At 69.2% G+C, this 13,908-nt stretch carries 14 protein-coding genes; 2 read left to right on the forward strand and 12 right to left on the reverse strand.

Going from position 1 to position 13,908, the window contains the following annotated elements; translation table 11 throughout:
* Positions 1-771, reverse strand: coding sequence for a glutamine amidotransferase (locus IT306_21990; protein MCC7371102.1), 771 nt, complete (start codon positions 769-771; stop codon positions 1-3).
* A gap of 98 nt (positions 772-869) precedes the next feature.
* Entirely contained in the window at positions 870-2,258 is a 1,389-nt protein-coding gene (locus IT306_21995; GenBank protein ID MCC7371103.1) for a Mur ligase family protein, read from the reverse strand.
* Between the two features lie 176 nt (positions 2,259-2,434).
* Between IT306_21995 and IT306_22000 the strand changes: the two genes are divergently transcribed.
* Positions 2,435-2,659, forward strand: coding sequence for a hypothetical protein (locus tag IT306_22000; protein MCC7371104.1), 225 nt, complete (start codon positions 2,435-2,437; stop codon positions 2,657-2,659).
* Positions 2,660-2,720: 61 nt separating this feature from the next.
* Here the strand turns inward: IT306_22000 and IT306_22005 are convergent, their stop codons facing one another.
* Positions 2,721-3,965 (reverse strand): MFS transporter, encoded by a 1,245-nt coding sequence (locus IT306_22005; protein ID MCC7371105.1) that lies wholly within the window; start codon positions 3,963-3,965, stop codon positions 2,721-2,723.
* 161 nt (positions 3,966-4,126) lie between these two features.
* On the opposite strand from IT306_22005, the gene IT306_22010 reads away from it, so the two are divergent.
* The gene (locus IT306_22010) at positions 4,127-5,086 is read left to right on the forward strand and encodes a hypothetical protein (GenBank protein ID MCC7371106.1); all 960 of its coding nucleotides are present in this window, start codon (positions 4,127-4,129) and stop codon (positions 5,084-5,086) included.
* Between the two features lie 77 nt (positions 5,087-5,163).
* Here IT306_22010 and IT306_22015 read toward each other — a convergent pair whose 3' ends face one another.
* The 9 genes from IT306_22015 to IT306_22055 form a co-directional block, all read right to left on the reverse strand.
* Entirely contained in the window at positions 5,164-7,032 is a 1,869-nt protein-coding gene (locus tag IT306_22015) for a FecR domain-containing protein (protein MCC7371107.1), read from the reverse strand.
* A gap of 372 nt (positions 7,033-7,404) precedes the next feature.
* Complete coding sequence (locus tag IT306_22020; GenBank protein ID MCC7371108.1) at positions 7,405-7,878, reverse strand: VOC family protein; 474 nt, start codon at positions 7,876-7,878, stop codon at positions 7,405-7,407.
* A gap of 68 nt (positions 7,879-7,946) precedes the next feature.
* Positions 7,947-9,263 carry an MFS transporter gene (locus IT306_22025; protein ID MCC7371109.1) on the reverse strand — a complete coding sequence of 439 codons (1,317 nt, stop codon included), beginning with the start codon at positions 9,261-9,263 and terminating at the stop codon, positions 7,947-7,949.
* 200 nt (positions 9,264-9,463) lie between these two features.
* Positions 9,464-10,312 (reverse strand): hypothetical protein, encoded by an 849-nt coding sequence (locus IT306_22030; GenBank protein ID MCC7371110.1) that lies wholly within the window; start codon positions 10,310-10,312, stop codon positions 9,464-9,466.
* Between the two features lie 134 nt (positions 10,313-10,446).
* The gene (locus IT306_22035) at positions 10,447-10,926 is read right to left on the reverse strand and encodes a VOC family protein (GenBank protein MCC7371111.1); all 480 of its coding nucleotides are present in this window, start codon (positions 10,924-10,926) and stop codon (positions 10,447-10,449) included.
* A gap of 34 nt (positions 10,927-10,960) precedes the next feature.
* The gene (locus IT306_22040; protein ID MCC7371112.1) at positions 10,961-11,938 is read right to left on the reverse strand and encodes an alpha-ketoacid dehydrogenase subunit beta; all 978 of its coding nucleotides are present in this window, start codon (positions 11,936-11,938) and stop codon (positions 10,961-10,963) included.
* 28 nt (positions 11,939-11,966) lie between these two features.
* Positions 11,967-12,971 carry a thiamine pyrophosphate-dependent dehydrogenase E1 component subunit alpha gene (locus IT306_22045; protein ID MCC7371113.1) on the reverse strand — a complete coding sequence of 335 codons (1,005 nt, stop codon included), beginning with the start codon at positions 12,969-12,971 and terminating at the stop codon, positions 11,967-11,969.
* A 165-nt stretch (positions 12,972-13,136) separates the two neighbouring features.
* A complete protein-coding gene (locus IT306_22050) occupies positions 13,137-13,499 on the reverse strand; it encodes a hypothetical protein (GenBank protein MCC7371114.1) in 363 nt (120 codons plus the stop codon).
* Position 13,500: 1 nt separating this feature from the next.
* On the reverse strand, positions 13,501-13,851 hold the full coding sequence (locus IT306_22055) for a hypothetical protein (GenBank protein MCC7371115.1): 351 nt from the start codon (positions 13,849-13,851) through the stop codon (positions 13,501-13,503).
* Positions 13,852-13,908: the final 57 nt, after the last annotated feature.

The following is a 13,908-nucleotide window of genomic DNA, read 5'->3' on the forward strand; positions in this document are numbered from 1 at the left end:
CTACCAGGCCCCGCTGCGCTGGTTGCCGAGCTTGCGGGCGCGGTTGACCACGGCAGCATGGGCGCGATCCTCAAGCGAGTCGTCAAGAGGGGCGAGCGGGATCTCCTCGCCGTACCGCCGGAAGAGTGCGCGCTGGATCAGGTGATCGGCAAACCACGGGTTCTTGGGCAGCAGCGAGCCGTGGAGGTAGCAGCCGTAGGCGTCACGGTAGACAGCGCCCTCGGTGCCGTCCTCGCCGTTGTTGCCGCCGCCCTGGAGGACGTTGCCCAGCGGCCGGCAGCCGGGTCCGAGATAGGTCTGCCCGCTGTGGTTCTCGAACCCGACCAGCGTGCGCGTCGTCCCGTTCAGCTCGACCTCGGCCACCAGGTTGCCGATGTGGCGGCGCGATCCGGGCACAGAGCGTACGTCGAAGACGCCGACGCCCGGCAGCTCCTGACCGTCCACCGTGGTGTAGGTGTGCCCAAGCAGCTGATAGCCGCCGCAGACGGCCAGCAGGGCGGCCCCATCCTCGACGGCCTCGCGGACAGCCGCACCCTTCTCGGTCACGAAGTCTGGCGAGATCACCGCCTGCTCACGGTCCTGGCCGCCCCCAAAGAAGATCAGATCGGTCGTTTCAGCAGTGAGACGGTCGCCAAGACTCACCGGTTGCACGTCCAGGTCGATGCCCCGCCAGGCGCAGCGGCGGCGAAACGTGATGATGTTGCCTCGGTCGCCGTAGACGTTCATCAGGTCGGGGTAGAGGTGGACGAGGGTCAGTCGCAGTGAACGCATCAGGGGCGTCTCTCCGCGAGGCTCGCGCGGCGGCGGCGCCGCAGGCGCGCGGGTGAGGGGTGGTAGCGGCTCCGAATGGTGACGATCACTGCGCCCGGCTAGTCTTGCCAGAAACCTGCCACGTGACCATCCTGGCGCAGGACTTCGCGTAGCTCGAGCATGGCGGTGTAGGTTGGCAGGACGTAGATGGTCTCCCCCGGCGCAGCCCGCTCCAGCGCGAGCGCCAGCGCCCGGCGCGGATCGGCCTCGACGAGGATGCGCTCCTCGGGCACGAGGGCGTACTTGAGGCGGACGGCCATATCCTCGGCGCGGGTGCCGACGCAGATGGCTGTCCGCACGTGGCCCTCGAGTTGCTCGAAGTCCACATCCCAGAGCCATGAGATATCGGTGCCGTCGGCGAAATGGTCGTTGATGGCGATGACGAGGGATCGCTCCTCGCCGTCTGTCAGGATGGTGCGGAGCACCTCGCCAAAGCCGACCGGGTTCTTGACCAGCGCCAGAAACAGCTCGCGCTCGCTGACCCGCACCCGTTCGAGTCGCCCGAAGGCCGCCGTGAAGCTCTCCAGCCCGGCGCGGATCGTTTCGGGATCGAGGCCGAGCGTGAGGCAGGTGGCAGTGGCGGCCAGCGCGTTGTAGACGTTGTAGAGGCCCGGCAGGCTGAGGGTCGCCTGGATCTCCCCGAGGGGCGTTCGCATGGTGACCAGGCTGCCACGGTCGCCCCGCAGCGTGACGCTGGTCGCCTCGACGCGTGGCTCGGGACGGTTCAATCCGCAGCTGGGGCAGCGATACTGCCCGAGGTGTCCGTAATAGTAGACGGTATAGACGAAGGCTGCGCCGCAGACGGGGCAGATGCGGGCGTCGGCGGCGTGAGGCGTCTCGCCGCTGCCCACGCTCGCGTCTCCGACGCCGAAGTAGACGGCGGCCTCGGCGCGCTCGTGGCCCAGCGTCGCGACGAGCGGATCGTCGGCGTTGAGCACCAGCGTGGTGTCGGTCGGCAGGTGTGCGACGGCCTTCGCCCAGAGGTCGGCCACGAAATGGACCTCGCCGTAGCGGTCAAGCTGATCGCGGAAGATGTTGTTCAGGAGGACGGCGCGCGGGCGGATCTCGCGGAGGGCGGCCGGCACCGTGGCCTCGTCGACCTCGAAGATGCCGACATCGGCCTGGGGCCAGCCGCCCAGGCTCGTCTGGGCCACGATGGCCGAGACCAGCCCTGAGACGAGGTTCGCGCCCGCCCGGTTGTGGAGCGGCTGGAGCGATGCCTGCTGCAAGATGTGTGAGATCAGGCGGCTGGTGGTGGTCTTGCCGTTGGTGCCCGAGACGAGCACGCTGCCGTGGCGCAGGCGGCGGGTCACGGTCCGCAGGGCGGTCGGGTCGATGCGCGGCACGACGTGCCCCGCGATGACGGTGCCGCCCCCCCGTCCGAGCGTGCGGCTCAGACCCGTAGCGACGCGCCCTGCGAGTAGTGCGGCGGTCAGACGTGCATTCATCCTGCCAGCCCCCGCCTCCAGACTCGGCGTTGCCGCACGGGATGATATCAGAGCGCTGGCGCCGCTCAGGCTATTCCGGAGGGGGCCGTACCGCTTCTGTAGTGTCGGCACGGCCACGAATTGCGTTCTACGGTACGGGGCAAGAAGTCCCACCTGGCCCTGTTTGGGGGTGTATCGTGGCGATGACCCGCGAACAACTTCATGACCTTCTGGACGCCCTACCAGAGAGCCGCCTTCCAGAAGCTGAAGCTGGGCTGAAACCGCTGCTCGTCCCAGACTATCCCGAGGACGATGAGCCGCTCACCGAAGAGGATCTCGTCGCTCTGGCCGAGTTTCGTGCGGAGAGGGCGCAAGGCCAGACAGTCTCTCACGCCGATGTCAGGCGTGAGATGGGCTGGTGAGTCGCGCGGTCGAATGGAGTCGCCGTGCCCTTGATGACATTCGCGAAATCAGGCGGCGAGATCAGCGTCTTGCGGATCGCATTGGCGCTGCGCTCGATGACTGATGCCGCTCCTCGGTGAGCAGCGCGACGGCCACGATCCGCACGATGCCCAGGACGGTTGCCACGAGCCAGATCGTCTGGAACCCGAGGCCGAAGTCGAGCAGGGTGCCGTAGAACGGCCCGTCGAGCGACTGGCTCAACTGCCCGCCGGTGTTGATGATGGCCACTGCCGTGCCGGCCCCGACCGCCGCGAACCGCTCGCCGGCGTAGACGATCTGCATCGGGATGGTGGCGGCCATCCCCGCGCTGACCAGCATGCCGGCCAGGATCACCAGCCAGGCGTCGTGGGTCAGGAGCAGCAGCAGGAACCCGGCCATCCCCAGCAGGCTGCCGGCCATCATCACCCGCAGGCGCGATCCCCAGCGGTCCGCCAGCACCCCGAAGATCGGTGAGAAGACCATCAGGCCGGCCGAGATCGCTGCGCCGGCCATGCCGGCCTCGGCCACCCCGAACCCGAACTCGCGGCGGAGGTACGTCGGCGTCCAGGACATCACCGCCGTCTGCGCCAGCATCCCGATGAACGCGAAGCCCATGAACAGCAGCCAGAAGTCGCGGTTACGGATCAGCGCACGGACGCTGCCAGTCGCCTTCTTCGCCTCCACCTCGGCGTCGGGCACGAACAGGGTCAGTCCGAACAGCAGCACGATGGCGATGGTCGGGTAGACGGCGTAGGCGCCGGTCAGGCCGAGCGCCAGGTAGAACGGCGGCATCAGAAGGATCGACAGGACGATGCCCGCGCCGATGCCGCTCTGGGCCAGCCCCATCGCCTTGCCTCGGTCCGCACGCCCGAACGCGTTGAACAGGTAGGAGAGCGACGGCACGTAGAGCAGGCCGCCGGCGACGCCCATCAGCGCCCGCCCGGCAACTCCGAGCGGGTAGCTGTTGGCAACGGCGAAGATGCCCGAGCCGAGCGCCATCGTCAGCAGGCCGGCTCGGATCAGCTTGACGTTGCCGAGGCGGTCGGCGGCGATCCCTGCCACCAGCTGGGCGAAGGCGTAGGCCAGCGTGTACGCCCCGATGGCCGCGCCGACGCCGGCGTAGTCGACGCCGTACCGGAGGCGGAACTCCTCGATCAGGGGGATCGGGGACATCCGCGAGCCGTTGTGCAGCCCGAGCGCCGCGCACAGCACCAGGACGCCGAGCCAGCCGAACTTCTTCACGCCGTTGCTCCCGCTCGGCGCTGCGCCGAGACTCGCGGCCTGCACGCAGCCGGCCTCCCAGCCCGCGCCGCGCTCCGCCCGCCGATTCTACCCCGGCCCGGCTGGGAGCGCGGCGTGTCTCTCCCGCATGCGGGTGGGGGTCTGCCCCAGAGGCTACTGGTGGGCTACAACCTCCCTCGGATGTTTCCAATGGAGGACGCCACCCCATGCCCAAGCGCATCAGTCGGGCTATTGAGCTGCTCGAACAAGATCAGCCGATCTACTACATGGGTCCGCACAGCGGTCATGTGCTGACTCGCGAGCAGGGCCGCATCGACGCGAAGACCTGGGCCGACTACATCAACGTCGGGATGGAGCACGGCTCGTTCGACATGGCCGGGCTGGCCGAGTACATGGCGGGCCTCGTCGAGGGCGGCCCCACCAACTCCGGCCACCGCACGCCGACGGTCATCGTCGAGGCCCCTGTCAACGGCATCAACGAGGAGTACGTCCTCTACAACGCCTGGCAGTTCCGCCAGATCCTGGCGCGCGGCGTCCACGGCATCCTGCTCTGCCAGGCCGAGACGGCGGGGGCGGTGCGGGCGTTCGTGGAGTCCTGCCGCTTCCCGCAGGGGCTGCTTGGGACCGATCCATCGTTCGCCTCGCCGTTCGACCGGCTGGCCGGCGCGGCCCGCGGCGCGGCCGGCTCGAAGGAAGGCCGCCCGCTGCTCGGGCTGGGCACGCGCGGACGCGGCTCGGAGAACACCTGCACGCCGATCTGGGGCGTCTCCCTCGAGGAGTACCTGGAGAAGTGCGACCCGTGGCCGCTGAACCCGAACGGCGAGATCCTGCTGGGCGTGAAGCTGGAGAGCCCCGAGGGCGTCGCCAACGCCGAGGAGATCCTCTCAGTACCGGGCCTGGGCTTCGCGGAGATGGGCCCCGGCGACCTCAGCTTCTCGCTGGGCTACAAGACGATGCAGCGCAACCCGTACCCGAAGGAGATGCAGGAGGCCCGGGACAAGATCTTCGGCCTCTGCCGCAAGTATGGCATCGCGTTCCTCGAAGGCGCGCCGACGCCGGAGCTGACCCGCGCCAAGATCGACGAGGGCGTGCGGGTGATCTCCGGCCACAGCGAGGAGAACGCCAGGATCGGCCGGGCGCACTCGAAGCGCACGATGCCCGTCTGACCTGAAGGTCATGGGTCGTGGATCGAGGGTCGTGGAAGAGGTTCCCACGACCCTCGATCCACGACCTGCCACCCTCATCAGTCGTCGTTCTGGATCGTGCCGGTGCCGCTGGGCACTGAGATCGTTGCGCCGGTCGCGGTCGTCAGGTTGACCTGGAACGTCTCGTCAGGCTCGGGGATCGCGTCGCCGATCACCTGGACGATCACGTTCTGGATCGTCGTGCCTGGGGCAAAGGTGACCGATCCACTGGTGCTCTGGTAGTCGCTGCCGGCCGTGGCGGTGCCATTGGCTGTCGTGTAGTTGACCGTCACGGTCGTGCCGCTTGGCGCGGACAGCGTCAGGGTGAACGCGGCGTGGGTTGTGCCGTCGCAGCCCTCCGCGACGATGGCGTTGCCGATGGAGACGGAGACCGGACCGTCGTCGTCGACGATCGTGCCGCTCGCCGTGGAGGCGCCAAGCGTCGCACCGCTCGTCGGGTTGCTGATCTGCACCTGGACCGTCTTGTCAGGCTCGGGGATCGTATCCGTCAGGATCGGCACGGTGAAGGTCGCCGTGAGGGTGTTGGCCGGGATGTTGAGCGTGGTGAGCGGGACGGGCGTGTAGTCCACGCCGCTGATGGCCGTCCCCGCACCGATGGTCTGGTAGTCCACGTTGAACGTGGCGGGCGACGTGCGCGAGAGAGTCACGGTGAACTGCATGCTGGTGGTGCCAGTGTTGCCCTCAATCACCGACGTCGGCAGGACCGAGACGGTAATCGGCGAGTCGTCGTCCTGGATCACCCCGATGGCCGTGGCCGAGCCGATCGGCGCGCCGCTGGCGCCGGACAACGTCACGATGACCAGCTCATTCAGCTCGGGTGAGAGATCGCCGTTGACCGTGATCGGGACGTCCTGCTGCGTGACGCCGGGCGCGAAGGTCAGCGTGCCGCTCCCCGCCACGAAATCGACGCTCGGTGTGGCCGTCGTGCCGGCTGTGCCGATGGCGTAGTTGACGGTGACCGTGCTGGAGGCGGCAGGCAGCAGGAAGACCGAGACGTTGAGCGTCGTCGGGCCGGCGTTCCCTTCGGTCACGCTGCCGAACCCGCCGAAGAGGCTCGGCGAGGGGCCGGGCGCCGGCGGGCCGCCGGCGATGATGCTGCAGCTTGAGAAGACGGTGACGACGTCCTTCTGATCGCGATCCTCGCGGTCCTGCCGCTGATCGGCGTGGCGCTGGCCGTCGTCGCGGCCGGGGTTGCTGACGCCGGGGCTGGTGTCGCCGCTGGCGCTCGCAAACGTCTGCTCGAACGTCGTAATCGCCTCGAACGCGGCGTTCCAGTAGTCCGCGCCCTTGTCCACCGATGTGACCTCGCAGTCGGACTGGGCCTTGCCGCCGCCGACCTGCACGCCGAACGCCGTGAACGGCGCAACCGGGCAGCCAGCGAACGATGTGCGACCGTCGCAGTCGTCCAGGCAGATGAGCGCCGAGATGTTCCCGCGCGACGTGGCGACCGGGCCGATCAGCAGGAAGGTGGTGCCCCGCACCACCGCTGTCGCGCCGCCGGCGTCGATGCGGTACACCGACGAGGGGTCGGTCAGCGACTGCACCCGATTGAGGGTGGTCCCGAAGACCTGCTTGAGCGAGATGTCGACCTTTGAGCCATCCACCGCGATGCGGTCGACGGCGAGGATGGTGTCCTCGCCCATCTCGATCTCGGTGCCGGTGAAGAAGGTGATCAGCGCGCCCGTCTTCGAGAGGGTGCGGATCTCGTCGCCCGCCTTCACGAGCGTGCCGCTCGGCGCCGGCTGCACGGCGGTCCCGTCGGCGTGGATGACGGCGACTTGCCCGCGTAGGACCGTCATCGTGGCGCCGTCTCGCACCTGGGCGGACGCCACCGGTGGTGGAACCGCCGGCATAGCGGCCAACAGCAGCAGGAGGGCCGCCAGGAGCAGCCGAACCTTTCGAAACATGCGTACCCCGAAGAGCGTGGTCGTGCGGATGACGACGATGTCCGCGTCATCCCGGTTCCGCGTGGACGGTGCGCGATGCCCGTGCCTCGGTCAACGCGGCGGTGGCGCCGGATGTGTCACCAGGATACCCGAACGTCCGAGCGCGCGGATGGCTTCGTGTGAGGGCGTCCAGGGCACTGGCATGAGGGACTCGTCGTGCACCTCGTCGGGGCTTTCAGTCCCTGACCGCTCGCTTGACGGTGTTTCGGGAACACCAATGAACCTGCACGTGCCCTGGTGAGAGCCCCCGACCTGACGCACGGACTACGTGGTTCATTCGTCAAACGCCATCAAGCCCCGTCTGATTGCCAGCTGCGTTGATCTCTGCCGTGTCTACCCCGGCCGGTGAATGTGCGGGAACGCGTGCGGCGAGCACAACTGCATCGGATCCTTGAAGCCGTCGTCCGTCTGCGCCAGTTGCACGATGGTGCCGTTGGCGCTGCGCGGCGAGATGAACGCCTCGAACCAGCGCGGGTTGTCGTAGTTCTCGTCCACGACGCGCACGCCGGCTGCTCGGGCCTCCGCCACGGCGGCCCTGAGGTCGTTGACCAGGAACGTGATGTGGTGGACGCCCTCGCCGCGCTTCGCCAGGAAGTCGTGCAGGAAGCCGCTCGGGCCGTACGGCTGGATCAGCTCGATGCCGCCGCCGTGCGGGTACCGGAGCTGCAACACCGAGAAGCCGGCCTGCTCGTTGTGGTGGATCTCCTCGGGATCCCCGCCGAGGAGGTCGCGGTAGAGCGGCAACGCCGCCTCGATGCTGTGAACGGCGATGGCGGTGTGGTCGAGCCAGCGAACCGAGACGGTCATCCTTCAGGCACTCCTCGGCCGGACGTTCTGGGGCTGCTGCCAGAGGCGCGGGAAGTATAGGCGGCGCATCAGGCGTTGGCCTCGCCGTCGACGGGCACGGCGACGACGGGGCGCGGGAGCGGCGCGGCCCCCTGGCCGAGCATCGGCACGGCCAGCAGGGCCACCAGGGCGCTCAAGCCGAACAGCCACGGATACCCGAGCCACGCCACCAGTTGCCCGCCGAGCAGCGGCGCGGCGGCCGTACAGCAGCTCACCAGCGCCCCGGACAGCGCCACGTAGGTCGGCAAGCGGTCGTGCGGGGCGTAGTCGATGGGGCCGGCCATGCGGGCCAGCATGCTGCCAGACTGGACGGCCCCCAGCGGCAGGAAGGCCAGCAGCATCCAGGCTGCGCTCGGCGCGAGCAGTGCGACGACTGCCTGCACGGCAGACGACAGGCCCATCGCCATGCCGACCACCCGCATGTTGAAGCGGTCGGCCAGCCAGCCGCACGCGAGGCTGGCCGTTGTCTGCGCGATCAGCAGCGCCGCCGTGAACCACGCCACCAGATCATCAGATGCGCCCAGCTGCGAGACGGCGTAGACGGCCAGGAACCCGTTGCTCATCGTCCCGAGCGCCGCCAGCATCAGGCCGCCCACGAACCGCCGAAAGCGCCTGTCGTCGATCATGATGCGGGGCAGATCGCCAAGCTGGTTCATCAGCGAGCGCTTGGGGCGCGGTGGCGGCCCGGGCGGCTCGCGGTAGATCCAGAGCGGGATCAGGCTGAGCAGGAAGATGCCGAAGGCCAGCGCCCAGCAGGCTGCGAAGCCGTACGGGAACTCCAGCGAGTCCAGCAGTGGCGCGGCGAACGCGGCGGCTCCCGCGCCCAGGAGCGTGCCGACCATCGTGGAGCCGCCCAGGAAGCGGCCACGCAGGCGGCCCGGCACGGCGCGCGAGATGACCTCCAGCCAGGGCGTCGTGGCGAAGCCGCCGCACATCGTCTGCGCGAAGCAGGCGAGGTAGACCACGACCAGGATCGGGACGCCCACGCTCGGCGCGGCCAGCGCGCAGAGGGCCAGCACCAGGATCGGCAGGCGCTCGATGCTGCCGAACCACTGGACCCACGGCCACTTCTTGTGGCTGCGCTCGACGTACCCTGCCACGAACAACTGCGGGAGCCAGCCAAGCTGGAACGCCGCCGTGACCAGCCCGATGGCGAACGGATCGGGGTTCAGGCGGCTGACGAACAGCGGCACGAACGTCAGCGGGCCGACCAGGCCCATCGCCATCATGAACAGGCCCATCTCGGACCCGATCATCCACATGGCCCAGCGCTGAGCCGGTGTGACGTCGCGGCTGCTTGGCCGGTCCTGCGCGCCAGTCCGGTCGGTGGATGTCGCGGCCGTCATGGCCGGGCGTCTCGCTGCCGTGGCGCACGGCGAGGCGCAGTTGTGCCGAGGAGGTCCACGAGCGCATTCACCCAGACGAGCAGCCCGCTGCCGCCCGTCACCCCTGTCGTGCCGTATCCTGCCACATGGTACCGGTCGGCGAGGCCTCGCCGTGGCCCTCGACCGCCGAGTTTCCGTGAATCGAGTCGTCGTTCGAGTGGTCAATCGGTGGGGCGCTGTTCCTGGCCTGACGGGCTGTATCGCTTGAGCAACTGGGCGCGGTCGCTGGCGCTCGGGATCGCCTTGTCGCAGCGGGACGCCCCGACCGCCTGCATGCTCGATTTCAGGAGGCGTGAGCGCGGGTGATCCAGCCCGATCACGTGCCCAAGCTCATGCACGAGCGTGGAGAAGGCGCAGGCGCGGATCGTCTGGCCGGGCCGCTGCGCGTGGAGCCGCTCGAAGTAGCCTCGGCTGAGCATCACGTCCGTCTCGCTCAGCGTGCCTGAGTCGGCGTCGGGCCAGGCCAACCCGGCGATGACCAGGCCCACGTCCGGCGTCCAGCCGACGACGTTGACCTTGTCTCCGCGCAGGTTCGGGTCGGCCTCGCAGCGGCCGGTCGTGCGGAGGGGCAGGAGGCCATCCGCCGTGGCCTGCCAGCGTGCCACGGCCACCGCCACCAGCGTGACGAAGTCGTCGCCGTCGAGGCCGGGCGGCCCGCCGGCCGGGTTGGCGCAGATGACGATCTCGCCGGCCCAGGAGACGGCGGAGAGGTACGACTCGTCCCCGTCTGGCGGCGCGTCATCCGGTGGCTGCTCGCTCAGGAACAGGTCGGCGATCCAGCCCTCGTTGCCGAGCGGGTCGCGCGCAAGCTGCCAGCGGGCGTGGCCGTCCTCGAAGCGCTGCCCGAGGGCGGTCATTGGCGTGCCGCCGCTCCACTCGGCCAGGAACGGGCCGTCAGTTGGAGATTGGTAGAGCGACGCGCCGTAGCCCGGCGGCAGGTTCACGAAGCGGGGGCCAGCCTGGTCGGGCTGAGCCGCTTCGGGGACGCTCGGCGGCAGGCCGTGGAACACCGGTGGTGCTGGACGGACGGGTGTCCGGACCAGCAGTACGAGCAGCAGCAGGCCCAGCGGGGCCAGGGTGCGTGAGGCCAGCGCAGCCCGTCGTACGCGCTGCGCTGGCCTCGTGTGCCGGGTGGCTGTCCCGGTCAGCCTTCGGACTTCGGCCGCTGGATCATCTCCAGGGTCGTCCCATCTGGATCGGTGAAATAGACGGCCCAGCCGCCCTTGTTCGGGCCGGTCGTGGGGCTGACCGGCTCGCACTTGAATTCGACGCCAGCCGCTGCCAGCCGGTTGTAGGCCGCCCACATGTCGTCTACGGTAAACCCGATGTGGACGTTGCCGACATCGTTCGGCGGGCCGGCCCGCGGAGCGCCCTTCGGCGCGATGTACTCGATCAGGTCAAGGTGCAGGCCGGGGATGTCCAGGCCGGCGATCTTCAACCGCGCGCCGGGGATGCCGACGAGGCGCGGCATGTACTCGGCGGTGACCTCGCCGCGCTCGTAGGCGATGTTGAAGCCGAGCAGGTCGCGATAGAACGCGATAGATCGGCTGAGGTCGCTGACGCTCACGCCGACGTGGTTTGCCGAGAGCTGAAACCCGCTGTCGGCGGGCGTTGTGTCACTCATTGCAGCTCCGAGTGTACGAGAAGAGATCGGGAGGTCAGCGGACGCCGGCCGGGGCGGCGTACCCGAGCAGCTCGCGGACGGCCGCCAGGATGTTGCCCTCGTCCGGCAGGACGAAGTCTTCCAGCGGCGGGCTGAACGGGATCGGTACGGCGGCCGTCGTCACGCGGCGGATCGGGGCCTTCAGCGAGCGGCAGGTGTCCCAATCCTCGGCGGCCACGGCGGCGATCTCCGAGGCCATCGAGCAGGTCGGCGCAGATTCATCCACGACGATCAGCCGCCCGGTCTTCTGGACCGAGTTGCGGATCGTCTCGGCGTCCAGGGGCACCAGCGTGCGCGGATCGACCACCTCGACGGAGACGCCCTCGGCGGCCAGCTTCTCGGCGGCGGCCAGGGCCGGGTAGACCATGTAGCCGAGCGCCACAATCGTCACGTCCGTGCCGGGCCGCTTGACCGAGGCGACGCCAATCGGCACCAGCCCATCGCCGTCCGGCACCTCCTCGGCGATCGGGTCGATGCGGCCCGGCTCGAAGAAGACGACCGGGTTGTCGTCGCGGATGGCCGTCTTGAGCAGGCCGCGCGCGTCCGCCGCGCCGGAGGGCAGCAGCACCTTGAGGCCGGCGAGGTGAGCGTACAGCGCGTACCCGGTCTGCGAGTGCTGGGCGGCCGAACGGGTGCCGTTCAGGTAGCTGGCGCGGAACACGATGGGAAAGTCGCGCTGGCCGCCGAACATGTAGCGGATCTTGCAGGCCTGATTCACCACCTGATCGAACGCCATGAAGGCGAACGTGACCGAGCGCCAGTGGACGACCGGCCGGAAGCCGCAGCCGGCCGACCCGACCGCGATGCCGGTCATGGTGGCCTCGGAGATCGGCATGCGGCGGACACGGGACTCGCCGTACTCCTTGAGCAGGGCCGGCGAGGGGGCGGTTGACATGGTGTAGACGCGCGAATCGCGCTGCATCTCTTCGGCCATCGCTGTTTCGAGCGCGGCGGCGAAGCTCATCGTGGGCATGTGCACTGTCCTGTCTAGGAATGCGGCGTCACCGCGCGAAGACGTCTTCCAGGGCCTCTTCCGGCTCGGGGTACGGGCTGGCCTCGGCGAAGGCGACGGCGTCCTCAAGGTCGTGGTCGATGCTCTGGCCGACATCCGCAAGCTGATCGGCGTTCAGGATGCCCTGGCTCACCAGGTAGCGCTCGAACCCCTCGATAGGGTCGCGCCCAGACCAGTAGGCGACCTGATCGGCCGGGCGGCTCTCGGGATTGACGACGTTCCGCAGCGCGTGCTGGTGCTTGCGCCAGGTCTTGCATTCGAGCAGCGTCGGCCCCTCGCCGGCCCGCGCCCGCGCCACCGCCTTCTTCGCGGCCTCGTAGACGGCCAGCACGTCGTTACCGTCCACCACGTAGCCGGGCATGTCGTAGCCGGCCGCGAGGTCTGCCACGTTGTGCGCGGCCAGCCCGGACGCGACCGGCGTATCCACCGCGAACTGGTTGTTCTCACAGACCCAGATGACCGGCAGCTTCCAGAGCGAGGCGATGTTGAGCGACTCGTGGAACGGCCCTTCGCCGGTCGCGCCGTCGCCGAAGAAGCCGACCGCCACGGCGTCGCCGCCTTCGAGCTGCGCCGCGACGCCTGCGCCAGCGGTGATCGGCAGGCCCGCCCCGACGATGCCGTTCGCGCCGAGCATCCCGACGTTGAAGTCGGCGATGTGCATGCTGCCACCCTTGCCCTTGCAGTAGCCGTCGCGCCGCCCGAACAGCTCGGCCATCATGCGGTCGACGTGGGCGCCCTTGGCGATGCAGTGGCCGTGGCCGCGATGGTTGCTGACGATGCGGTCGGTAACGCGGAGGTTGGCGCAGACGCCGACGGCGATGGCCTCCTCGCCGACGTAGGGGTGCACGACGCCGTGGATGCGGTCGTCAAGGCGCAGCTTGAGGGCCAGCTCCTCGAAGCGGCGGATGAGCACCATCTGGCGGTACATCTCGATGCACTGATCGGGCGGCGGGGCGCTGGCGGTTGCCCCCAGGGTGAACGGCTGTGCCGTCATGCGTCCGTAGCTCCTTTGCGTCGAGGCCGGCCGGCGGCGTGTGCTGTCTGGCACGGAATCGCTGCCTGGACGTGGCCGCGCGGCCGTGCGAGCGGTGCACGGCCTCTGGGCCGGCATCGTAGACCGGCGCGGCGCGCGGTTCAACCTGGGAGGCCGGGCGTCAGGCTAGAACGTCAGGCCGAGCGGCTGGCGCAGGTGCTGCTTGATGACGTCATATTCGTACGCGCGCAGCAGCGCCACGTCTGCCGGGGTGAAGCGCCGACAGTCGTAGCGGGCGAGCAGGCTGGCGTCCTTCAGCTCACGATACTGACCGTAGATCGGGCGGAGCAGCGGATGCTGACGGACGCGCCCATCTCGCTCGATGTGGGTGCGCGAGTGCGCCTGCGGCGCCAGCACCGCTTCGACCAGGTGGAGCGCGGCGTAGAACAGGATGGTAACCGACCAGTCGAGCGCCGGCCCTGACTGCAGGGAGAGGCTGAGCGCCTCGTTCGCCTGCGCCTTTGCCAGATGCTCGGCACGGTTCGGCACGTCAGGCGCTGCCCTCGCCCGTGAGCCACTCGTCGGGCAGGCTTGGGACCAGCTGATGCAGCGTCTCCGCGCTGTGCTCGCGAACGTTGAGCAGGCGGAACGTCACGCGGGCTTCGGGCGCCTCGTCCGCGGCGGCAAGCTCGGCGTCGTAGACCTGCTGCCGGGCCGCGCGGTCGTCGAGCGGCGCGTCGATAATGGTCCAGATGGCGAGGCCGGCGTCCGTGTACTCGACGGTGCAGTTGCGGACGAAGTCGAGGTCTGCCAGGGCGCGCAAGAACGCTGCCGAGACCCGGTTCTCGCTCGATGCTTTCCGAGGATGCTCGGCGTCGCCCGCCCGCTTCGCTCTTGCCACGTCGCTCCTCGTCCCGACAATCGCCCTGGTGTCCATGACCGTGCACGACCCGCAGAG

This window comes from Chloroflexota bacterium, from assembly GCA_020850535.1.
GTDB lineage: Bacteria > Chloroflexota > UBA6077 > UBA6077 > JACCZL01 > JADZEM01.